This is a genomic window from Kitasatospora sp. NPDC092039 (assembly GCF_044756065.1).
GTDB lineage: Bacteria > Actinomycetota > Actinomycetes > Streptomycetales > Streptomycetaceae > Kitasatospora.
In genome coordinates this window covers 168,103-189,587 of the sequence record NZ_JBIVSD010000009.1, presented here as the reverse complement: position 1 = coordinate 189,587, position 21,485 = coordinate 168,103, and the positions used below count along the sequence as shown (strand labels likewise).

Below are 21,485 nucleotides of genomic sequence, written 5' to 3'. Positions count from 1 at the left end.
TTTTTTACTCCTTAATATACCCCCCCCCGCGGTGCGGGGGGGGGGGGGGGGGGCGGGGTGGGGGGGGGGGGGCGGGCGGCCCCCCCCCCCCGCCGGGCCCCCCCCCCCCCGGGGGCCCCCCGCGACCGGAATCCTCGCTCGTAGAAGCGGGGAGGGAGTCAAGCAGTAGCGCTGGTCGGCTCAGTCTCCCGCGGGCTTCAGAGTCAGGGAGATGCTGTTGATGCAATACCGTAGATCCGTCGGCGTGCCGTATCCCTCGCCCTCGAAGACGTGGCCCAGGTGCCCGCCGCACCGCTTGCAGCGGACCTCTACCCGGCGCATGCCGAGGCTGTTGTCTTCCAGCAGTTCCACGGCATCGGAGTTGCGCGCATCGTAGAAGGACGGCCAGCCGCAGTGGCTGTCGAACTTGGTCTCGGAGCTGAACAGTTCGGCCCCGCAGGCCCGGCAGCCGTAGACCCCGACGGTCTTGGTGTCGGTGTACTCACCGGTGAACGGGCGCTCGGTGCCCGCCTCGCGGAGCACGTGGTACTCCTCGGGGCTGAGCTGGGCGCGCCACTCGGCCTCGGTCTTCTCGATCTCGTAGCTCATCTCACGGCTCCCGGTCGCGGCGTACGTCGGACGGACGTGGGTCAGACGTTGGAGGCAACGTTCGCGAGGTGCCGCAGGATTTCCGGTCCCAGGTTGGTGACGTCACCGGCGCCCATGGTGAGCAGCAGGTCGCCCGGGCGGGCGAGGCCGGCCAGCAGGGCGGGGGCGGCGGCGAAGGAGTGCTCGGCGGTGACCTCGGCGCCGGCCCGGCGGGCGGCGTCGAGGATCAGCTCGCTGGTCACGCCGGGGATCGGGTCCTCGCGGGCCGGGTAGATGTCCAGCACCACCGAGGCGTCGGCCAGGGCCAGGGCCCGGCCCATCTCCTCGGAGAGCTGCTGGGTGCGGCTGAACAGGTGCGGCTGGAAGACCACCAGTACCCGGCCCCCGCCGGTCAGGCCCTCGCGGACGGCCTCCAGGTCGGCGGTCATCTCGGTGGGGTGGTGGGCGTAGGAGTCGATCACCTGGACCCCGCCGGCCTCGCCCTTGAGCTGGAGGCGGCGGCGCACGCCGGTGTAGGCGCCGAGGGCCTTGGCCAGGTCGGCGGCCGGGACGCCCAGCGCGACGCCGGCGGCCAGCGCGGCCACCGCGTTGTGGGCGTAGTGCCGGCCGGGCACCGAGACGGTGAAGGCCAGCTCGGTGCCGTCCAGCAGCACGGTGACCTCGCTGGTCATGCCGTGCGCGACCACGGACAGGACCCGCAGGTCGGCGTCCTCGGCGGAGCCGACCGTCACCACGTTCAGGCCCTCGCGGCCGGCCACCCGGGAGGTGAGCTCGCGGGCGCCGTCGTGGTCGGCCGAGACCACCAGGGTGCCGCCGGGGACGATCCGGCCGACGAAGGTCTCGAAGGACTCGTAGATCTCCTCGATCGAGGCGTAGTTGGCGTGGTGGTCCAGCTCCACGTTGAGCACGATCGCCACCTCGGGCGCGTACTTGTGGAAGCTGCGGTCGCTCTCGTCCGCCTCGGCGACGAAGATCCCGCCGGCGCCGTGGTGGGCGTTGGAGCCGGGCACGTCGAGGTCGCCGCCGATCGCGTAGGACGGGTCCAGGCCCAGCTCGCCGAGGGCGACGGCGAGCATGCTGGTGGTGGTGGTCTTGCCGTGGGTGCCGGCCACCGCCAGCGCCCGGCGGCCGCCCATCAGCGCGGCCAGCGCGTCGGAGCGGTGCACCACCGGGATGCCGCGCTCGTGGGCGGCGACCAGCTCCGGGTTGTCGGCGCGGATCGCGCTGGAGACGACCACGCTGCTGGTGCCGTCCGGCACGTGCTCGGCGGCGTGGCCGACGTGCACGGTGGCGCCGAGGGCGCGCAGCGCGAGGACGGTCTCGGACTCCTTGGAGTCGCTGCCGGAGACGCTGGCCCCGCGCACGGCGAGGATCTTCGCCAGGCCGGACATCCCGGCGCCGCCGATGCCGATGAAGTGCGGGGCGTGCAGGTCGTGCGCGGCGTCGTTCAAGGCGTGGCTCCGTACGGGCGGGGGCAGACAGGTCGGGCGGACGGAATCGTCCTCGCGGGCGGACCGCAAGGACGATTCTGCACCACCGGCGCTCCGGGCCAGGAGTCGCTCAGGAGTCGCTGGCGAACAGCCGGAGCACCGGGACCCCCACCTTGTGCCGGGCCTGGGAGGCCCAGTCGCGGTGGAAGAACTCCTCCACGAAGTGCGGCGAGGTGAGCACCACCACCTCGTCCGCCCGCTGCTCCTCGACGACCGTGCGCAGCCGCTCCAGCGGCTTCTCCTCGACCAGCTCGCCCACCGCCTCGGCCCCGGCCGAGCGCAGGTGGCGCAGGCTGTGCTCCAGCGACTCGCTGGCCACGGTCGGCCCGGTCTCGGACTCGTCGTGCTCGTGCACCACCTTGTCGAGGTGGCCGAGGGCGACGTCGTCGAGCGCCCGCAGCAGCTCGTCCTGCTTGCCGCGCGGCTGCATCAGGACGACGAAGGACACCTTCTCCTCGCCGTGGAGCGTGGTGACGAGCTCCACGTCCGCGTCGGAGAGAGCCTTTTCGATCATCAGTACCGTCTTGAACACGTGAGTCCTTCCAGTGGCCGGCCCCCGGGCCCCGGCATCGCATAACGGGATCACGATCAGGGGGTCACGGGGTCATCCGAACCCGGGTGACGCAGGTAGCGGGTGAAGAGGAATCCTTTCTGCTCGATCAATGAGACCAGCCGCATCCGCTGCACGTCCGGCATTCGGGCATCGTGCAGGATGCGCGGCGCGTCGCCGCCGGTGAGCAGCGGGGCCAGCGACAGGCACAGCTCGTCCACCAGGCCGGCCGCCGTGAGCTGCCCCAGCAGGCGCGGGCCGCCCTCGGTCAGCAGCCGGGTCCAGCCGCGCTCGGCCAGGGCGGCCACGCCCGCCCGGAGGTCCACCGAGCCGGTGCCGGCGACCACCAGGTCGGCCACCTCGGCGACCGCCCGGCGGCGCTCCGAGGAGGCGTCCTCGGTGGTGATCACCACCGTCCTCACCAGCGGCTCGGTGAACAGCGGCGCGGTCAGGTCCAGCTGCAGCGAGCGGGTCACCACGGCGATCGCCGGGGCGGGCGCCTGCCCCGCCGCCGTCCGGGCCGCCGCGAACTCCGCGCGCGCCCGGGCCGGCCGGTAGCCCTCGGCGCGGACCGTCTCCGCGCCCACCAGTACCACGTCCGACAGCGCCCGCAGCACCCCGAAGATCCGCTTGTCGGCGTCCCCGGAGAGCCCCTCGGACAGCCCGTCCAGCCTGGCCCCGCCGTCCAGACCGGTCACCATGTTGGCACGCAGCCAGGGGCGCCCCTGATTCACCTGTTCGGGGTACGCGTACACGGCGGCGAGCGATTCCAGTGCGGCCGGATCGGCGAGCCGCCCGCTCAGCGGGCTGATCAACTGTTGCATGCACCCAGTCTTCCACCGCGGGGCCGCGGGCCGTTCGGACCGCGTACGGGGCAGGCGTACCCTCTACTGATGTGCCCGCAGCCTCCCACTCCGCAACCGAGCCGATAGCCGCCGCACCCGTGTCCGGCTCCCCGATCGCGCTCACCGACCGCCGTCCCGTCGTGCCCGCCGAGCGGCTGGTCGCCGAGATGGTCCCGCCGCCCCGGTTCGCCGACGTGAGCTTCGGGACGTACCTCCCGGACCCGACCCAGCCGAGCCAGTACGAGGCCGTCCAGGTCCTGGAGCAGTTCGCGGCCACCCTCGGCGGAGGAAACGGTTCCGCGCCCAAGCGCAGCTGGTTCCGCCGCTCCGCGCCCGCGCCCACCGGCCCGGCCGGGGTCTACCTCGACGGCGGCTACGGCGTCGGCAAGACCCACCTGCTCGCCTCGCTCTGGCACGCCGCCCCCGGCCCCAAGGCCTTCGGCACCTTCGTCGAGCTGACCAACCTGGTCGGCGCGCTCGGCTTCCAGCAGGCCGTGCGGACCCTCTCCGGGCACACGCTGCTCTGCATCGACGAGTTCGAGCTGGACGACCCGGGCGACACCGTGCTGGTCTCCACCCTGCTCGGCCGGCTGGTCGAGAACGGCGTGAAGCTCTGCGCCACCTCGAACACCCTGCCGGAGAAGCTCGGCGAGGGCCGCTTCGCCGCCGCCGACTTCCTGCGCGAGATCCAGGGCCTGTCCGCGCACTTCCGCCCGATGCGGATCGACGGCCAGGACTACCGCCACCGCGGCCTGCCGGACGCCCCGCCGCCGTACACCGACGAGGCCGTCGGCGCGGCCGCGGCCCGCACCCCCGGCGCCTCGCTGGACGACTTCGACGCCCTGCTGGCCCACCTCTCCGCCGTCCACCCCAGCCGCTACGGCGCGCTGCTGGACGACGTCACCGCGGTCTGCCTGCGCGGCGTCCGGCAGGTCGACGACCAGTCCACCGCGCTGCGCCTGGTCGTGCTGGCCGACCGGATGTACGACCGCGAGCTGCCGATCACCGCCTCCGGCCTGCCCTTCGACCAGGTCTTCCCGGAGGAGATGCTCCGCGGCGGCTACCGCAAGAAGTACCTGCGCGCCATCTCCCGGCTGGTCGCCCTCGCCCGGGACAGCGCCAAGTAGGACCCGGTTCGTGACCTCCTCCCTTGCTCGGGCGTTGTCCCGGTTGCCGAGCGAGGGGGAGAGGCGTGACCGGTGTCGAGTCCCGGCGGACGGGCTACGCGATCGAGATCGAGCCCGAGGTGCGGTACTGGCTCCAGAACTGCCCGGTCGCGGAGTACCGTGCGGCCGAGCGGGCCGCCGACCGGCTCGCCGAGGACGGTGAGACGCTGCCGTTCCCCCTGTCGAGCCACCTGGGCGGGCCGCTGCGGGAGCTCCGGATCGGACCCGTGCGTATCACGTACTGGCTCGCACCGGGTCGGAGGGCTGTGCTGCTGACCGTCTTCCGCAAGACTGGGAACCGTGAGACCGATCAGGTCGAACGGGCGCGCCGCGCTCAGAAGGTCTGCGAGGGAGAGCACCTGCCCGCCGCCGATCACGAGACCTACGACCGGGAGGAGCTGCGATGAGCAGCGGCTACCACACCCGCTGGGTCGTGCCGCCGGAGCACCGCGAGAGCGAGGAGTACCGGGCGGCCGGGCGGCGGATGGCGCTGGCCGAGGCCGTGTACGCCCGCCGGTCCGCGCTCGGCTGGACCCTCGCCGAACTCGCCGGGCGGGCCGGCCTGGACGAGGCGACGGTCGAGAGCATCGAGGAGAGCGGGGTCGATCCGACCCTGCCGCTGATCGAGCGGTTGGCCGCCGCCTTCGACTCCGTCGTGCGGATCGACCCCACCCGGGAGCCGGCGATGAGCTTCGAGGCGCACGCGGCCTGACCGGAGCCGCCCCCGCTTGTCGGTGGTGGGTCGTACGGTGGAGGCGTGCGTCCCATCACGAGTATTGAGCGGTCCGTGGCGCCTTTCGAGGTCGTCAGCCCCTTCCAGCCGAACGGCGACCAGCCGGCGGCGATCGCCGAGCTGGAACGGCGGATCAGGGGAGGGGAGAAGGACGTCGTGCTGCTCGGTGCCACCGGCACCGGCAAGTCGGCCACCACGGCCTGGATGATCGAGAAGCTGCAGCGCCCCACCCTGGTGATGGCGCCGAACAAGACGCTGGCCGCGCAGCTGGCCAACGAGTTCCGCGAGTTGCTGCCGAACAACGCGGTCGAGTACTTCGTCTCGTACTACGACTACTACCAGCCCGAGGCGTACGTCCCGCAGACGGACACCTACATCGAGAAGGACTCCTCGATCAACGAGGAGGTCGAACGGCTGCGCCACTCGGCGACCAACTCGCTGCTCACCCGCCGGGACGTGGTCGTGGTCGCCTCGGTCTCCTGCATCTACGGCCTCGGCACCCCGCAGGAGTACGTGGACCGGATGGTGCGGCTCAAGGTCGGCCAGGAGATCGACCGGGACGACCTACTGCGCCGCTTCGTCGACATCCAGTACGCCCGCAACGACGTGGCCTTCACCCGCGGCACCTTCCGGGTCCGCGGCGACACCATCGAGATCTTCCCGGTGTACGAGGAGCTCGCCGTCCGGATCGAGATGTTCGGCGACGAGATCGAGGCGCTGTACACCCTGCACCCGCTCACCGGCGAGATCATCAGCCAGGACGACTCCGTCCACGTCTTCCCCGCCTCGCACTACGTGGCCGGCCCCGAGCGCATGGAGCGCGCGATCACCGGCATCGAGAAGGAGCTGGAGGGCACGCTCGCCCGGCTGGAGAAGCAGGGCAAGCTGCTGGAGGCCCAGCGGCTGCGGATGCGCACCACCTACGACATCGAGATGCTGCGCCAGATCGGCACCTGCTCGGGCGTCGAGAACTACTCGATGCACTTCGACGGCCGCGAGCCGGGCTCCCCGCCGAACACCCTGCTCGACTACTTCCCGGAGGACTTCCTCCTCGTCATCGACGAGTCGCACGTCACCGTCCCGCAGATCGGCGCGATGTACGAGGGCGACGCCTCGCGCAAGCGCACCCTGGTCGAGCACGGCTTCCGGCTGCCCTCCGCGATGGACAACCGCCCGCTGAAGTGGGAGGAGTTCCTGGAGCGGATCGGCCAGACCGTCTACCTGTCGGCGACGCCGGGCCCGTACGAGCTGTCGCGCGGCGACGGCCAGGTCGAGCAGATCATCCGCCCGACCGGACTGATCGACCCCGAGGTGATCGTCAAGCCGACCGAGGGCCAGATCGACGACCTGGTGCACGAGGTCCGCAAGCGGGTCGAGCGGGACGAGCGCGTCCTGGTCACCACGCTGACCAAGAAGATGGCCGAGGACCTCACCGACTACATGCTCGGCCTGGACATCCGGGTCCGGTACCTGCACAGCGACGTGGACACCCTGCGCCGGGTGGAGCTGCTGCGCGAGCTGCGGGCGGGCCGGTACGACGTGCTGGTCGGCATCAACCTGCTGCGCGAGGGCCTGGACCTGCCCGAGGTGTCGCTGGTGGCGATCCTGGACGCGGACAAGGAGGGCTTCCTGCGCTCCGGCACCTCGCTGATCCAGACGATCGGCCGCGCCGCCCGCAACGTCTCCGGCCAGGTCCACATGTACGCGGACAAGATCACCCCCGCGATGGAGAAGGCCATCGACGAGACCAACCGCCGCCGGGCCGTGCAGCAGGCCTACAACAAGGAGCACGGGATCGACCCGCAGCCGCTGCGCAAGAAGATCGGCGACATCCTGGACACCCTCGCCCGCGAGGACGTGGACACCGACGAGCTGCTCTCCACCGGCTACCGCAACCAGGGCAAGGGCAAGGCCCCGGTGCCGGCGCTGGGCGGGGAGCGCAAGCCGGCCAAGTCCCTCCCGGCCGCCGAGCTGGCGGACCTGATCCAGGAGATGACCGACCGGATGCACACGGCCGCCGCCGACCTCCAGTTCGAGGTCGCGGCCCGGCTGCGCGACGAGGTCAAGGAACTGAAGAAGGAGCTGCGGCAGATGCGCGAGGCCGGTGTGGCGTAGTCACAGCGGAGGGGCGCACCGGAGGGGAGCACCCGCGCGGCGACCGGCACTGGCCGGAATGGCACCGGTCAAGTCCACGGGTGTCTCAGCCTTGCCACAAACGGGGAAACCCGGGAGAGGCCGGGGTGCCGCAGGCCCTAGGCTGGCCTGCGGCATCGTGCCCTCGGGACGGGGTTGCGGGCCGTACGCAGAGGGGGCCTCAGCCGGGGGACGGCGACGGGGTGTTCCACCGTGGAGCCGCGCGGGTGTGACCGCGCGGCCGGCAGAGAGGGCAACGTCGTGTCGGTGAACCTGGCCAAGGGGCAGCGGGTCAGCCTCCAGAAGGGGCAGGGCGACGCCCTGACCGTGGTCCGGATGGGCCTCGGCTGGCAGGCCGCCCCCAAGCGCGGGCTGTTCGGCAGTCGCACCCGGAAGATCGACCTGGACGCCTCGGCGCTGCTGTACGCCGAGAAGACGCCGTCCGACGTGGTGTTCTTCTCACACCTGGAGAGCGACGACGGCTCCGTCCGGCACACCGGCGACAACCTGGAGGGCGGCTCCGGGGCCGAGGACGACGAGGCGATCCTGGTCGACCTGGTGCACGTGCCGGTGAACATCACCCAGGTGGTGTTCACGGTGAGCTCGTACACCGGGCAGACCTTCGCCGAGGTGCAGCGGGCGCACTGCCGGCTGGTGGACGAGACCACCGGCCTGGAGCTGGCCCGCTACGAGCTGGCCGGCGGCGGGCCGCACACCGGGCAGATCATGGCCAAGGTGGTCCGGGACGGCAACGGCGGCTGGGAGATGCAGGCGATCGGCGCGCCGGCCAAGGGGCGGACCTTCCAGGACCTGCTGCCGGCGATCGACCCGTTCCTGTAGCCGTCCGGCCCGGGTGGCCCGTCAGCCCGGGGGTCCCCGCGGGCCGGCCCCGGCAGCCCTGTTGTTCTTTACCTTCTTTACCTTCCCTTGGAGCTCCTGTTACTCTCGTTGGCAGCGGAGGGGAGTATTCCTCGACAGCCGACCCCGTCATCACGGATGCCCGTCGCGGCACCCCGGGGCGCTGGCCCGATGGGCGGAAGAGACCTCCGGCAGTGACGATGACTGTCTCGCCTACCTGCCGGAGGAGCAGTAGTGGACGTTTCCGTAACCATGTGGGTCTCCACGATCCTGGTGCTGATCGCACTGGTCGTGGCCGACTTCTTCATCGGAGGGCGCAAGCCGCACGAGGTCTCGATCAAGGAGGCCGGGATCTGGACGGCCGTCTGGGTCGCCCTGGCGGTGCTCTTCGGCGGCTTCCTCTGGTGGCACTCCGGCGCGGAGCCGACGGGCGAGTTCTTCGCCGGGTACATCACCGAGAAGTCGCTCAGTGTCGACAACCTCTTCGTGTTCATCCTGATCATGGGCAAGTTCGCGGTGCCCAGGATCTACCAGCAGCGCGTGCTGATGTTCGGTGTGATCATCGCGCTGGTGCTCCGGGCGGTGTTCATCGCCGGCGGCGCCGCGCTGGTCTCCGAGTTCTCCTGGGTGTTCTTCATCTTCGGCGGCTTCCTGATCTGGACGGCCTGGAAGCTGATCAAGGAGGCCCGCGCCGAGGAGGAGGGCGAGGAGGAGTTCGAGGAGAACCGCCTGCTCAAGTCGATCACCCGCCGCTTCCCGGCCACCGAGGACTACCGCGGCACCAGGCTGTTCGTCCGGGAGAACGGCCGCCGGCTGATCACCCCGATGCTGGTCGTCATGCTGGCGATCGGCACCACCGACGTGCTGTTCGCACTGGACTCGATCCCGGCCATCTTCGGCCTGACCCAGGACCCGTACATCGTCTTCACCGCCAACGCCTTCGCCCTGATGGGGCTGCGCCAGCTGTACTTCCTGATCGGCGGCCTGCTGAAGAAGCTGGTCCACCTGTCGTACGGCCTGTCGGTGATCCTCGGCTTCATCGGCGTGAAGCTGGTGCTGCACGCCGCGCACGAGGCGGGCGCGGCGTGGGCCCCGGAGATCGGCATCCCGTTCTCGCTGGCCTTCATCGTGGTGGTCCTGGCGGTCACCACCTTCACCAGCCTGCGGGCCTCGAAGAAGGCCGAGCAGGCCGAGCGCGAGAAGCTCGACGCCTGACGCCTGACGCCCGGCGCCGGTGCCCCCGGGCCCGGCGCCCGGCACCGCCGAGGCCCCCGTGACCGCTTCCGGTCCCGGGGGCCTCGGCCGTTCGGCGGCGCGGCCTACCAGCCGCGCTCGCGCCACTCGGCGAGGTGCGGGCGCTCGGCTCCGAGGGTGGTGTCGTCGCCGTGGCCGGGGTAGACCCAGGCCTCGTCGGGGAGCACGTCGAAGATCTTCTCGGTGACGTCGCGGTAGAGGGTCCGGAAGGCCTCCGGGTCGCCCCAGGTGTTGCCCACGCCCCCGGGGAAGAGGCAGTCGCCGGTGAAGACGTGCTGGTGGCCCTGGGGGTCGTCGTAGACGAGCACGATCGCGCCGGGGGTGTGGCCGACCAGGTGCCGCACGGTCAGCGCCACGTCGCCGACCCGCAGCTCGTCGCCGTCCGCGAGCAGCAGCTCGGTGGGGACCTCGATGCCCTCGGCGTCGTACTGGCCGGCGGCCGTCCGGGCGCCGGTGGTGGCGACCACCTCGGCCAGCGCCCCCCAGTGGTCGTGGTGCCGGTGGGTGGTGACCACCGTCGCGAGGTCGTCGCCGACGGTCTCCAGCAGGGTCGGGGCGTCGGCGGCCGCGTCGATCAGGAGCTGTTCGTCGGTGGCCCGGCAGCGCAGCAGGTAGGCGTTGTTGTCGTACGGCCCGACGGCCACCTTGGTGATGATCAGGTGGGCCAGCTCCCGCACGTCCGGCGCTCCGCCGACCTTGACCGCTCCGTGGTACGTCATCCGTTCGCTCCCTCTGCAGTGGCTCCTGGGATCATCCTCGCGCCGTCAGCCCAGCGGGGGAAGCTGGGGCAGGGCGGTGTCGGGGGTGCGGCGCAGGCCGTCCCCGGCGGAGCGGCCGGAGAGCCAGGCGGTCAGGGCGCGGACCGGGCCCTCGACGGTCAGGGCGGGCTCGCCGGTGCCGATCAGGCCGCGGTGCCCGGTGTCCTCGGCGACCAGCCGGACGGCGGGCAGGTCGGTGCCGTGCAGCCTGGCGGCGAGGCGGTCGAACTCGGCCACGGCGAACGGCTCGGGCCACTCGGCGAAGGTGTAGTCGGCGCCGAGGTCGACGACGTGGTACTCGATCTCGGCGAGGCGCTTCCAGACGAGGTCCGCGGCCGGGAAGACGGCGCCGGAGCGGTGGCGCACCTCGGCGGCCCAGTCCTCGTCGCCCAGCAGCGCGGCGGCCGCCGCGAAGGCCTCGTGGGACTCCCGCAGGTCGGCGAGCTGGACGTCCAGCGGGCGGCCGGCGCCGTCCTCGATGCCCTGGTCGCGGGCCTGCTCGCTGGCGTACTGCGGGATGTCGGTGCCGGTGCGGACGCCGGTCAGCAGGTTGACCAGCGAGTCGGCGTTGCGGGCGAGGTGGGCCAGCACGTGGCCGCGGGTCCAGCCGGGGAGCGCGGAGGGCTCGGCGACGGCCTCCGGCTTCAGCGCGGAGACGGTGTCCAGCATGCGCCGGGTGCTTGCCTCGACCAGGTCCAGTCGTCCGGCGGCCAGCGCGGCGGCGGAGTGCGAGTCGGTCATCGGATCTGCCTTCTGTGCGGGACGGCGCGTTGCCCGTGGGGGCTTCGCTCGTTGACCAGGCGACGCTACCGCCGAATCCGGCCGCTGAGCAGGGCCTCTTTCGGTCCGGATACGGACGGTCCCGGGGTCGTCCTCACTCGTTCGGGTGGTCGCCGCTGGACAGAGTCGATATTCGAACGTCTGAGCTATAGGCTGGCTGCCGCATCCTGGAAGAAGTACCGACTCTCATCGCAAGCCGTCTTGCCCCGGAGAAAGGCGCCAGAAGCAGTGGCCGACCGCCTCATCGTCCGCGGTGCTCGTGAGCACAACCTCAAGAACGTCTCGCTCGACCTGCCCCGCGACTCCCTCATCGTCTTCACGGGCCTCTCCGGCTCCGGCAAGTCCTCGCTCGCCTTCGACACGATCTTCGCCGAGGGCCAGCGCCGCTACGTCGAGTCGCTGTCGTCCTACGCCCGTCAGTTCCTCGGGCAGATGGACAAGCCCGACGTGGACTTCATCGAGGGCCTCTCCCCGGCCGTCTCGATCGACCAGAAGTCCACCAACCGCAACCCCCGTTCGACCGTCGGCACCATCACCGAGGTCTACGACTACCTGCGCCTGCTGTTCGCCCGGATCGGCAAGCCGCACTGTCCGCACTGCGGCCGCCCGATCGCCAAGCAGTCGCCGCAGGCGATCGTGGACAAGGTGCTGGAGCTCGCCGAGGGCACCCGTTTCCAGGTGCTGAGCCCGGTGGTGCGCGAGCGCAAGGGCGAGTTCGTCGACCTCTTCGCCGACCTCCAGTCCAAGGGCTACTCCCGCGCCCGCGTCGACGGCGCGACGATCCAGCTCGCCGAGCCGCCGAAGCTCAAGAAGCAGGAGAAGCACACCGTCGAGGTGGTGATCGACCGCCTCACCGTCAAGGACAGCGCCAAGCGGCGGCTCACCGACTCGGTGGAGACGGCCCTGCGGCTGTCCGGCGGCATGGTCGTGCTCGACTTCGTCGACCTCCCCGAGGACGACCCGGAGCGCGAGCGGATGTACTCCGAGCACCTCTACTGCCCGTACGACGACGTGTCGTTCGAGGAGCTGGAGCCGCGCTCGTTCTCCTTCAACTCGCCGTTCGGCGCCTGCCCGGACTGCTCGGGCCTGGGCAACCGGATGGAGGTCGACCCGGAGCTGGTCGTCCCGGACGTCGAGCGCTCGCTGGACGAGGGCGCGATCCACCCGTGGTCGGCCGGGCACGCCAAGGAGTACTTCCAGCGCCTGATCGACGCGCTGGCCGGGGAGCTCGGCTTCCGCACCGACATCCCCTGGGCCGGGCTGCCCGCCCGCGCCAGGAAGGCGCTGCTGTACGGGCACAAGCACCAGGTGGAGGTCCGCTACCGCAACCGCTTCGGCCGGGAGCGCTCGTACAGCACCGGCTTCGAGGGCGCGATCCCGTTCATCCAGCGCCGGCACACCGAGGCGGAGAGCGACAGCAGCCGCGAGCGCTTCGAGGGCTACATGCGCGAGGTGCCCTGCCCGACGTGCCAGGGCACCCGGCTCAAGCCGGTGGTGCTCGCGGTCACCGTCGAGGGCAGGTCGATCGCCGAGGTCTCCTCGATGTCGATCAGCGACTGCTCCGAGTTCCTCGGCGCGATGAAGCTCAACGCCCGGGACAAGCAGATCGCCGAGCGGGTCCTCAAGGAGGTCAACGAGCGGCTCCGGTTCCTGGTCGACGTCGGCCTGGACTACCTCTCGCTCGACCGCGCGGCCGGCACCCTGTCCGGCGGCGAGGCCCAGCGCATCCGGCTGGCCACCCAGATCGGTTCCGGCCTGGTCGGCGTGCTGTACGTGCTGGACGAGCCGTCCATCGGCCTGCACCAGCGGGACAACCACCGGCTGATCGAGACGCTGGTGCGGCTGCGCGACATCGGCAACACCCTGATCGTCGTCGAGCACGACGAGGACACCATCAAGACCGCGGACTGGGTGGTCGACATCGGCCCGGGCGCCGGCGAGCACGGCGGCAAGGTGGTGCACTCCGGCTCGCTGAAGCAGCTGCTCTCCAACAAGGAGTCGCTGACCGGCCAGTACCTCTCCGGCAAGCGCTTCATCCCGATCCCGGCCGCCCGCCGCGAGCGGGACAAGAAGCGCCAGCTGACCGTCCACGGCGCCCGCGAGCACAACCTCAAGGACGTCACGGTCGGCTTCCCGCTCGGCACCTTCACCGCGATCACCGGCGTCTCCGGCTCCGGGAAGTCGACGCTGGTCAACGACATCCTGTACACCCACCTCGCCCGGGAGCTGAACGGCGCCCGCAGCGTGCCCGGCCGGCACACCCGGATCACCGGCACCGACCAGGTGGACAAGGTGGTGCACGTCGACCAGTCGCCGATCGGCCGCACCCCGCGCTCCAACCCGGCCACCTACACCGGGGTGTTCGACCACGTCCGCCGGCTCTTCGCGGAGACGCAGGAGGCCAAGGTCCGCGGCTACCTGCCCGGCCGGTTCTCCTTCAACGTCAAGGGCGGCCGCTGCGAGAACTGCTCCGGCGACGGCACCATCAAGATCGAGATGAACTTCCTGCCGGACGTCTACGTGCCGTGCGAGGTCTGCCACGGCGCCCGGTACAACCGGGAGACGCTGGAGGTCCACTACAAGGGCAGGTCCATCGCCGAGGTGCTGGACATGCCGATCGAGGAGGCGCTGGACTTCTTCGAGGCCGTCCCGGCGATCGCCCGCCACCTGCGGACGCTCAACGACGTCGGCCTCGGCTACGTCCGGCTCGGCCAGTCCGCGCCCACCCTGTCCGGCGGCGAGGCGCAGCGCGTCAAGCTCGCCTCGGAGCTCCAGAAGCGCTCCACCGGGCGGACGGTCTACGTGCTGGACGAGCCCACCACCGGCCTGCACTTCGAGGACATCAGCAAGCTGATCAAGGTGCTCAGCGGGCTGGTGGACAAGGGCAACACGGTGATCGTCATCGAGCACAACCTCGACGTGATCAAGACCGCCGACTGGGTCGTCGACATGGGCCCCGAAGGCGGCTCCGGCGGCGGCACGGTGGTCGCCGAGGGCACCCCGGAGCAGATCGCCGCCGTCGCGGAGAGCCACACCGGCAAGTTCCTGCGGGACATCCTGCCGGTCGGCTTCGCGGACGCCCCGGCCGCCTCCCCGGCGAAGAAGGCGCCGCGCAAGCGCGCGGCCGCCGCGAAGAAGTAGTCCCCTCCGCCCGCCCCGCCGCTCCCGCCACCCGTACCGTCCGGGTGGCCCGGGAGCGGCGGCGTGGTGCGGCATAGACTTCCGTGGTCCCTCGCAGCCGCAGCAACCGTAGGAGCGCACCGATGTCCGAGGCCCCCGAGACCAGCCCCACCGCCTCCCGTCGCACCCTGCTCTGCGGGGCCGCGGCCGTCCTGGCGGCCGGCGGCACCGTCGCGGTCGCCGGGTGCGGCTCCTCCTCCTCCTCCTCCTCCTCCGGCGCCGGCGCCCCCAAGGGCCCGGTCGACCTCGGCCCGGCCTCGGCCGTGCCGGAGGGCGGCGGCAAGGTGTACCGCGAGCAGAGGATCGTGGTGACCCAGCCCACCGCCGGCCAGTACAAGGCGTTCAGCGCCAAGTGCACCCACGCCGGCTGCGTCGTGGACCAGGTGAAGAACGCCCAGATCCAGTGCCCCTGCCACGGAAGCCGGTTCGCCATCGCGGACGGCGCCGTGCAGGACGGTCCGGCCCCGACCCCGCTGCCCGCGTACACCGTCACGGTCGAGGGCGGCAACCTCAAGGTGACCCCGAGCTGAGCCAGTTGACCGCCTCCCGACCGCCACGGTCCCCCCTGACGATCTCCGCCCCGCGGCCCCGCCCCCACTCGGTACGGTGGTCCCATGGCTGACCCGAGCACCTACCGCCCCGCGCCCGGTGCGATCCCGACCTCCCCCGGCGTCTACCGGTTCCGCGACGCCCACGGCCGGGTCATCTACGTCGGCAAGGCCAAGAGCCTGCGGCCGCGGCTGTCGTCCTACTTCCAGGACCTGGCCGGGCTGCACCCGCGCACCGCGACCATGGTCACCACCGCCGCCTCGGTGGAGTGGACCGTGGTCGGCACCGAGGTCGAGGCGCTCCAGCTGGAGTACTCCTGGATCAAGGAGTTCGACCCGCGGTTCAACGTCAAGTACCGCGACGACAAGAGCTATCCGGAACTCGCCGTCACCCTCAACGAGGAGTACCCGCGGGTCCAGGTGATGCGCGGGGCGCACCGGAAGGGCGTGCGCTACTTCGGCCCGTACGGGCACGCCTGGGCGATCCGCGAGACGGTCGACCTGCTGCTGCGCGTCTTCCCCGTCCGCACCTGCTCCAACGGCGTCTTCAAGCGCGCCCGCCAGGTCGGCCGGCCCTGCCTGCTCGGCTACATCGGCAAGTGCGCCGCGCCCTGCGTCGGCAAGGTCTCCGCGGACGAACACCGGGCGCTGGCCGAGGACTTCTGCGACTTCATGGCCGGGCGCACCGGCAACTACCTGCGTCGGCTGGAGGTCGAGATGCAGGAGGCCGCCGCCGAGCTGGAGTACGAGAAGGCGGCCCGGCTGCGCGACGACATCGGCGCCCTCAAGCGCGCGATGGAGAAGAACGCCATCGTGCTCGCCGACGCCACCGACGCCGACCTGCTGGCCCTCGCCGAGGACGAACTCGAAGCCGCCGTGCAGATCTTCCACGTCCGCGGCGGCCGGGTCCGCGGCCAGCGCGGCTGGGTCACCGACAAGGTCGAGGACGTCGACACCGCCGGCCTGGTCGAGCACGCCCTCCAGCAGCTCTACGGCGGCGGCGAGTCCGTCCCGCGCGAGGTGCTCGTCCCGGCCCTGCCCGAGCCGGTGGAGCCGGTCCGCCAGTGGCTGGCCGGCCTGCGCGGCAGCCAGGTCGACCTGCGCATCCCCCAGCGCGGCGACAAGAAGGACCTGATGGCCACCGTGCAGCGCAACGCCCAGCAGGCGCTCGCGCTGCACAAGACCAAGCGCGCCTCCGACCTCACCACCCGCAGCCGGGCCCTCCAGGAGATCGCCGACGCGCTGCAGCTGGACTCCGTCCCGCTGCGCATCGAGTGCTTCGACATCTCCCACCTCCAGGGCGAGGACGTGGTCGCCTCCATGGTCGTCTTCGAGGACGGCCTGGCCCGCAAGAGCGAGTACCGGCGCTTCCAGATCAAGGGCTTCGAGGGCCAGGACGACGTCCGCTCGATGCACGAGGTGATCAGCCGGCGCTTCCGCCGCTACCTCCAGGAGCGCGAGCAGACCGGCGAGTGGGCCGTCCCCGAGGAGGACGACCCCGACACCGGAGACGGCGGCGCCCGGGGCGAGGACGGCCGCCCCAAGCGCTTCGCCTACCCGCCCCAACTGCTGGTCGTCGACGGCGGCCAGCCCCAGGTCGCCGCCGCCAGGCGCGCCCTGGACGAGCTCGGCATCGACGACGTCGCGCTGTGCGGCCTGGCCAAGCGGCTGGAGGAGGTCTGGCTGCCCGGCGAGGACGACCCGGTGGTGCTGCCGCGCTCCAGCGAGGGCCTCTACCTGCTCCAGCGGGTCCGCGACGAGGCGCACCGCTTCGCGATCAGCTATCAGCGCAACAAGCGTTCCAAGCGACTCACCGCCGGGGAACTGGACTCCGTCCCGGGCCTCGGCGAGACTCGCCGCCGGGCGCTGCTCAAGCACTTCGGCTCGCTGAAGAAGCTCCGGGCCGCCACCGTGGACGAGCTCTGCGAGGTACCCGGCATCGGACGCCGCACCGCGCAGACTGTTGCGGAGGCGTTGTCGTCCCGTACACCCGCCGCACCCGCGGTCAACACCGCGACCGGCGAGATCATCGAGGACGGGGTCGTCGAGACCACCGAGCCGATGGCAGCAGCACCCCAGACCGCACCATCCCAGGAGACGCCATGACGGCCGACGCCGCCCGTCAGCCGGTGCGCCCCGGCCCCGCCCGCCTGCCCGGGCCGGGGAAGGGCGGCCGAGCCGTGCGCGTTCTCCCCAGCAGAAAGACCGAGAGCGGGGAACCGAAGTGACCGTGTCAGACGTGGCCGAGAACGCGCCGGAGCTGGTGATCATCTCCGGCATGTCCGGAGCCGGCCGCTCCACCGCCGCCAAGTGCCTGGAGGACCTCGGCTGGTTCGTGGTGGACAACCTGCCGCCGGCCCTGATCCCGACCATGGTCGACCTGGGCGCCCGCTCCCAGGGCAACGTCGCCCGGATCGGCGTGGTCGTGGACGTCCGAGGCCGGCAGTTCTTCGACGACCTGCTCACCTCGCTCGACGAGCTGGAGAAGCGCGGCGTCCGGCTCCGGGTCGTCTTCCTGGACTCCTCCGACGAGGCGCTGGTGCGCCGCTTCGAGAGCGTCCGCCGCCCGCACCCGCTGCAGGCCGACGGCCGGATCGTGGACGGCATCGCCCAGGAGCGCGACCTGCTGCGCGACCTGCGCGGCGAGGCCGACCTGGTGATCGACACCTCCAACCTCAACGTGCACCAGCTGCGCGCCAAGCTGGACGCCCAGTTCGCCGACCACGACGAGCCCGAGCTGCGCGCCACCGTGATGTCCTTCGGCTTCAAGTACGGCCTGCCGGTCGACGCCGACCTCGTGGTGGACTGCCGCTTCCTGCCCAACCCGCACTGGGTGCCCGAACTGCGGGCCCGCACCGGCACCGACGCGGACGTCGCCGACTACGTCTTCCAGCAGCCCGGAGCCAACGAGTTCCTGGACGGCTACGCCGAGCTACTCCGGATCGTGACCGAGGGGTACCGCCGCGAGGGGAAGCGCTACATGACGCTTGCCGTAGGCTGCACCGGTGGCAAGCACCGCAGCGTCGCCATGTCCGAGCGTCTGACCAAGCGTCTCATCGCCGACGGAGTCGAGACGGTGCTCGTCCACCGTGACATGGGACGGGAGTAACCGCCGCCGCCCTGCCGGGCCCGCCGGCGGAGTGGTCGGCGGGCCGAGGAACGCGAGGTGAGTGTGGCGGGATACGTGCCCGGGCGGCAGCCGCAGAGCAGGACCGGTGACCGGGCCGGGAGCCCGGCCCGGCCCACGGCGCCGGGCCGCCCGCGCAGCAGTCCCTCCCGCGCCAATCCGGCTCCCCGGATCACCGCGCTCGGCGGCGGACAGGGCCTGTCCGCCTCGCTGTCCGCGCTGCGCCGGCTCACCAGCGACGTCACCGCCGTGGTGACCGTCGCCGACGACGGCGGCTCCAGCGGGCGGCTGCGCGAGGAGCTGGGCGTACTGCCCCCGGGCGACCTGCGCAAGGCGCTGGCCGCGCTGTGCGGGGACGACGACTGGGGCCGCACCTGGTCCGAGGTGATCCAGCAGCGCTTCACCGGCAACGGCGAGCTCGGCGGCCACGCGGTCGGCAACCTGCTGATCGTCGCGCTCTGGGAGAAGCTCGGCGACCCGGTGGCGGCGCTGGACTGGGTCGGCCGGCTGCTCAACGTGCAGGGCCGGGTGCTGCCGATGTCGGCGGTGCCGCTGGACATCGAGGCGACCGTCCGCGGCCACGACCCGGCCCGCCCGGGCGAGGTCACGGCCGTCCGCGGCCAGGCCGACGTCGCGGTGACGCCGGGCACCGTGCAGTCCATCCGGCTGCTGCCGGACGAGCCGCCCGCCGTCCCGGAGGCGGTCACCGCCGTCCGGGAGGCGGACTGGGTGGTGCTCGGCCCCGGCTCCTGGTTCACCAGCGTGCTGCCGCACCTGCTGGTGCCCGAGCTCGCCGCCGCGCTCACCGAGACCCGCGCCCGCCGCCTGCTCACCCTGAACCTGGCCCCCCAGCCCGGGGAGACCGAGGGCTTCACCCCGCAGCGCCACCTGGAGGTCATCGCCGACCACGCCCCCGGCCTCGCGGTGGATGCGATCCTGGTGGACGAGCGCGCCGTCACCGGCGGGGCCTTCGGCCAGGCCGACCTGGACGGCCTGGAGAAGGCCGCCGAACGGATGGGCGCCGCTCTGGTGCTCGGCTCGGTGGCCCGCACCGACGGGACGCCGCGACACGACCCCGAGCTGTTGGCGGCAGCGTACGACCGGATTTTCCGGACACATGGAAGGATCGGGCCATGGCGATGACTCCAGCGGTGAAGGACGAGATCAGCCGGCTCCCGGTCACCCGGGCCTGCTGTCGCAAGGCGGAGGTGTCGGCGATCCTGCGGTTCGCGGGCGGGCTGCACATCGTGAGCGGCCGCATCGTGATCGAGGCGGAGCTGGACACCGGCGCGGCGGCGCGGCGGCTGCGCAAGGACCTGCTGGAGATCTTCGGGCACTCCTCCGACCTCGTGGTGATGGCCCCCGGCGGGCTGCGCCGCGGCAGCCGCTTCGTGGTCCGGGTGGTCAAGGACGGCGAGCTGCTCGCCCGCCAGACCGGGCTGGTCGACGGCCGCGGCCGTCCGATCCGGGGCCTGCCCCCGGCGGTCGTCTCCGGCGCCACCTGCGACGCCGAGGCGGCCTGGCGCGGGGCCTTCCTGGCGCACGGCTCGCTCACCGAGCCGGGCCGCTCCTCCTCGCTGGAGATCACCTGCCCCGGCTCCGAGGCCGCCCTCGCCCTGGTCGGCGCCGCCCGCCGGCTCGGCATCCCGGCCAAGGCCCGCGAGGTGCGCGGCGTGGACCGGGTGGTGATCCGGGACGGCGACGCGATCGGCGCCCTGCTGACCCGGCTCGGCGCGCACGAGTCGGTGCTCGCCTGGGAGGAGCGCCGGATGCGGCGCGAGGTGCGCGCCACCGCCAACCGGCTGGCCAACTTCGACGACGCCAACCTGCGCCGCTCGGCCCGCGCCGCGGTGGCGGCCGGCGCCCGGGTGGCCCGCGCGCTGGAGATCCTCGGCGACGAGGTGCCCGAGCACCTGGCCGCGGCCGGCCAGCTGCGGATGCAGCACAAGCAGGCCTCGCTGGAGGAGCTGGGCGCGCTCGCCGACCCGCCGCTGACCAAGGACGCGGTGGCCGGCCGGATCCGCCGCCTGCTGGCGATGGCGGACAAGCGCGCCTCCGAGCTCGGCCTGCCGAGCACCGAGGCCAGCCTCACCGACGAGATGGCGATGAACTGACGCTCACGCTCCGTGACGAAACCACGGCCGGCGTCCCGCTCGCGGGGCGCCGGCCGTCGGCGTTCCCGGACGGCTCCCGGAGGGTCCCGCGGAACGGCTCCCGAACGGGCTTCCGAGCCCGCCGGCACTCCCGAATTGGTAGAGACCACTGGCCCGGGACCAACTGCCCGGCGGCTCAAGGCCGGACGGCCTGAAATCGGGTTTCGGCCGCGCCACGCCCAGTCTCAGCAGGCGGCGCGATGTGCCGTCCCAGGCCCGGGAGGGGTAGGGTCATAGGCGGTCGGGGACTTCCCAAATCTCACCCCCGTCGGGGCCCCGCCCCGGCGTACCTAACGAGGAGATCGGTTCGTGACGATCCGGGTAGGCATCAACGGCTTCGGCCGCATCGGCCGCAACTTCTTCCGCGCGGTCAAGGCTCAGGGCGCGGACATCGAGGTCGTCGGTGTCAACGACCTCACCGACACGAAGACCCTGGCTCACCTGCTCAAGTACGACACCACCCTGGGTACCTTCCCGGGCGAGGTCTCGCACACCGAGGACAGCATCACCGTCGACGGCCACACCTTCAAGGTGACCGCCGAGCGTGACCCCGCGAACCTCCCGTGGGCCGCCCTGGGCGCCGACATCGTCGTCGAGTCCACCGGCATCTTCACCAAGGCCGAGGCCGCGAAGAAGCACCTCGCCGCCGGCGCGAAGAAGGTCATCATCTCGGCGCCCGCCACCGACGAGGACGTCACCATCGTCCTGGGTGTCAACGACGAGAAGTACGACGCCGCCAACCACCACGTCATCTCCAACGCCTCCTGCACCACCAACTGCGTGGCGCCGATGGCGAAGGTGCTGAACGAGAGCTTCGGCATCGTCAAGGGTCTGATGACCACCGTCCACGCGTTCACCAACGACCAGGTCACCCTGGACTTCCCGCACAAGGACCTGCGCCGTGCTCGTGCGGCCTCGCAGAACATCATCCCGACCTCGACCGGTGCCGCCAAGGCGACCGCCCTGGTCCTGCCGGAGCTGAAGGGCAAGCTGGACGGCACCTCGCTGCGCGTCCCGGTCCCGACCGGTTCCATCACGGACCTGGTCGTCACCCTGGAGCGCGAGGTCACCAAGGACGAGGTCAACGCGGCCTTCCAGAAGGCCGCGCAGGAGGGCCCGCTCAAGGGCATCCTGGCCTACACCGAGGACCCGATCGTCTCCTCCGACATCGTGAACGACCCGGCCTCCTGCATCTTCGACTCGCAGCTCACCATGGTGCAGGGCAACCAGGTCAAGGTGCTCGGCTGGTACGACAACGAGTGGGGCTACTCGAACCGCGTCGTCGACCTGGTCACCCTCGTCGGCGGGCAGCTCTGACCTTG

At 71.8% G+C, this 21,485-nt stretch carries 19 protein-coding genes; 13 read left to right on the top strand and 6 right to left on the bottom strand.

Translation table 11 applies throughout. The features are described from left to right. Nucleotides 1-180: 180 nt before the first annotated feature. From msrB to ACIQI7_RS19635, 4 genes are all read right to left on the bottom strand, one after another. Nucleotides 181-588 (bottom strand): peptide-methionine (R)-S-oxide reductase MsrB, encoded by a 408-nt coding sequence (gene msrB, locus ACIQI7_RS19650; protein WP_401111439.1) that lies wholly within the window; start codon nt 586-588, stop codon nt 181-183. A 41-nt stretch (nt 589-629) separates the two neighbouring features. Then, nucleotides 630-2,039, bottom strand: coding sequence for a UDP-N-acetylmuramate--L-alanine ligase (gene murC, locus ACIQI7_RS19645; RefSeq protein ID WP_401111436.1), 1,410 nt, complete (start codon nt 2,037-2,039; stop codon nt 630-632). A 109-nt stretch (nt 2,040-2,148) separates the two neighbouring features. Continuing rightward, entirely contained in the window at nt 2,149-2,610 is a 462-nt protein-coding gene (locus tag ACIQI7_RS19640) for an indole-3-glycerol phosphate synthase (protein ID WP_401111433.1), read from the bottom strand. 56 nt (nt 2,611-2,666) lie between these two features. Next, entirely contained in the window at nt 2,667-3,452 is a 786-nt protein-coding gene (locus ACIQI7_RS19635; protein WP_401111430.1) for a pyrimidine reductase family protein, read from the bottom strand. Nucleotides 3,453-3,556: 104 nt separating this feature from the next. On the opposite strand from ACIQI7_RS19635, the gene zapE reads away from it, so the two are divergent. The 6 genes from zapE to ACIQI7_RS19605 all read left to right on the top strand — a co-directional run bounded on the left by zapE (nt 3,557) and on the right by ACIQI7_RS19605 (nt 9,578). Beyond that, the gene (gene zapE / locus ACIQI7_RS19630; protein ID WP_387758041.1) at nt 3,557-4,600 is read left to right on the top strand and encodes a cell division protein ZapE; all 1,044 of its coding nucleotides are present in this window, start codon (nt 3,557-3,559) and stop codon (nt 4,598-4,600) included. A gap of 65 nt (nt 4,601-4,665) precedes the next feature. Next, nucleotides 4,666-5,046 carry a type II toxin-antitoxin system RelE/ParE family toxin gene (locus tag ACIQI7_RS19625; RefSeq protein WP_401111428.1) on the top strand — a complete coding sequence of 127 codons (381 nt, stop codon included), beginning with the start codon at nt 4,666-4,668 and terminating at the stop codon, nt 5,044-5,046. Continuing rightward, nucleotides 5,043-5,351 carry a helix-turn-helix domain-containing protein gene (locus ACIQI7_RS19620; protein ID WP_401111425.1) on the top strand — a complete coding sequence of 103 codons (309 nt, stop codon included), beginning with the start codon at nt 5,043-5,045 and terminating at the stop codon, nt 5,349-5,351. The genes ACIQI7_RS19625 and ACIQI7_RS19620 overlap by 4 nt, the downstream gene beginning before the upstream one ends. A gap of 45 nt (nt 5,352-5,396) precedes the next feature. Next, on the top strand, nt 5,397-7,487 hold the full coding sequence (uvrB, locus tag ACIQI7_RS19615) for an excinuclease ABC subunit UvrB (protein ID WP_401111422.1): 2,091 nt from the start codon (nt 5,397-5,399) through the stop codon (nt 7,485-7,487). Between the two features lie 279 nt (nt 7,488-7,766). Next, entirely contained in the window at nt 7,767-8,345 is a 579-nt protein-coding gene (locus ACIQI7_RS19610) for a TerD family protein (protein WP_401111419.1), read from the top strand. A gap of 252 nt (nt 8,346-8,597) precedes the next feature. Next, the gene (locus ACIQI7_RS19605) at nt 8,598-9,578 is read left to right on the top strand and encodes a TerC family protein (protein WP_401111418.1); all 981 of its coding nucleotides are present in this window, start codon (nt 8,598-8,600) and stop codon (nt 9,576-9,578) included. A gap of 104 nt (nt 9,579-9,682) precedes the next feature. Here ACIQI7_RS19605 and ACIQI7_RS19600 read toward each other — a convergent pair whose 3' ends face one another. Continuing rightward, on the bottom strand, nt 9,683-10,336 hold the full coding sequence (locus ACIQI7_RS19600) for an MBL fold metallo-hydrolase (protein WP_401111415.1): 654 nt from the start codon (nt 10,334-10,336) through the stop codon (nt 9,683-9,685). A 45-nt stretch (nt 10,337-10,381) separates the two neighbouring features. After that, nucleotides 10,382-11,116 carry a maleylpyruvate isomerase family mycothiol-dependent enzyme gene (locus tag ACIQI7_RS19595; protein ID WP_401111412.1) on the bottom strand — a complete coding sequence of 245 codons (735 nt, stop codon included), beginning with the start codon at nt 11,114-11,116 and terminating at the stop codon, nt 10,382-10,384. 267 nt (nt 11,117-11,383) lie between these two features. On the opposite strand from ACIQI7_RS19595, the gene uvrA reads away from it, so the two are divergent. The 7 genes from uvrA to gap all read left to right on the top strand — a co-directional run bounded on the left by uvrA (nt 11,384) and on the right by gap (nt 21,480). Next, nucleotides 11,384-14,296 (top strand): excinuclease ABC subunit UvrA, encoded by a 2,913-nt coding sequence (gene uvrA / locus ACIQI7_RS19590; RefSeq protein ID WP_401111410.1) that lies wholly within the window; start codon nt 11,384-11,386, stop codon nt 14,294-14,296. Between the two features lie 122 nt (nt 14,297-14,418). Next, nucleotides 14,419-14,865, top strand: a complete 447-nt coding sequence (locus ACIQI7_RS19585; RefSeq protein WP_401111407.1) for a Rieske (2Fe-2S) protein — start codon at nt 14,419-14,421, stop codon at nt 14,863-14,865. A gap of 84 nt (nt 14,866-14,949) precedes the next feature. Next, complete coding sequence (uvrC, locus tag ACIQI7_RS19580) at nt 14,950-16,989, top strand: excinuclease ABC subunit UvrC (protein WP_401111405.1); 2,040 nt, start codon at nt 14,950-14,952, stop codon at nt 16,987-16,989. Nucleotides 16,990-17,107: 118 nt separating this feature from the next. Further along, nucleotides 17,108-17,992 carry an RNase adapter RapZ gene (gene rapZ, locus ACIQI7_RS19575; RefSeq protein WP_037830760.1) on the top strand — a complete coding sequence of 295 codons (885 nt, stop codon included), beginning with the start codon at nt 17,108-17,110 and terminating at the stop codon, nt 17,990-17,992. A 63-nt stretch (nt 17,993-18,055) separates the two neighbouring features. Next, nucleotides 18,056-19,153, top strand: coding sequence for a uridine diphosphate-N-acetylglucosamine-binding protein YvcK (gene yvcK / locus ACIQI7_RS19570; RefSeq protein ID WP_387758043.1), 1,098 nt, complete (start codon nt 18,056-18,058; stop codon nt 19,151-19,153). Beyond that, nucleotides 19,144-20,124 carry a DNA-binding protein WhiA gene (gene whiA, locus ACIQI7_RS19565; RefSeq protein ID WP_049649611.1) on the top strand — a complete coding sequence of 327 codons (981 nt, stop codon included), beginning with the start codon at nt 19,144-19,146 and terminating at the stop codon, nt 20,122-20,124. The genes yvcK and whiA overlap by 10 nt, the downstream gene beginning before the upstream one ends. A gap of 348 nt (nt 20,125-20,472) precedes the next feature. Further along, nucleotides 20,473-21,480 (top strand): type I glyceraldehyde-3-phosphate dehydrogenase, encoded by a 1,008-nt coding sequence (gene gap, locus ACIQI7_RS19560; protein ID WP_030238422.1) that lies wholly within the window; start codon nt 20,473-20,475, stop codon nt 21,478-21,480. The last annotated feature ends 5 nt before the right edge of the window (nt 21,481-21,485 follow it).

What these genes read in the sequence shown, in the direction of transcription:
- msrB (WP_401111439.1), bottom strand. Translation starts at nt 588, where the DNA reads ATGAGCTACGAGATCGAGAAGACCGAGGCCGAGTGGCGCGCCCAGCTC.
- ACIQI7_RS19635 (WP_401111430.1), bottom strand. Translation starts at nt 3,452, where the DNA reads ATGCAACAGTTGATCAGCCCGCTGAGCGGGCGGCTCGCCGATCCGGCC.
- ACIQI7_RS19620 (WP_401111425.1), top strand. Translation starts at nt 5,043, where the DNA reads ATGAGCAGCGGCTACCACACCCGCTGGGTCGTGCCGCCGGAGCACCGC.
- ACIQI7_RS19600 (WP_401111415.1), bottom strand. Translation starts at nt 10,336, where the DNA reads ATGACGTACCACGGAGCGGTCAAGGTCGGCGGAGCGCCGGACGTGCGG.
- ACIQI7_RS19595 (WP_401111412.1), bottom strand. Translation starts at nt 11,116, where the DNA reads ATGACCGACTCGCACTCCGCCGCCGCGCTGGCCGCCGGACGACTGGAC.
- ACIQI7_RS19585 (WP_401111407.1), top strand. Translation starts at nt 14,419, where the DNA reads ATGTCCGAGGCCCCCGAGACCAGCCCCACCGCCTCCCGTCGCACCCTG.
- uvrC (WP_401111405.1), top strand. Translation starts at nt 14,950, where the DNA reads ATGGCTGACCCGAGCACCTACCGCCCCGCGCCCGGTGCGATCCCGACC.
- whiA (WP_049649611.1), top strand. Translation starts at nt 19,144, where the DNA reads ATGGCGATGACTCCAGCGGTGAAGGACGAGATCAGCCGGCTCCCGGTC.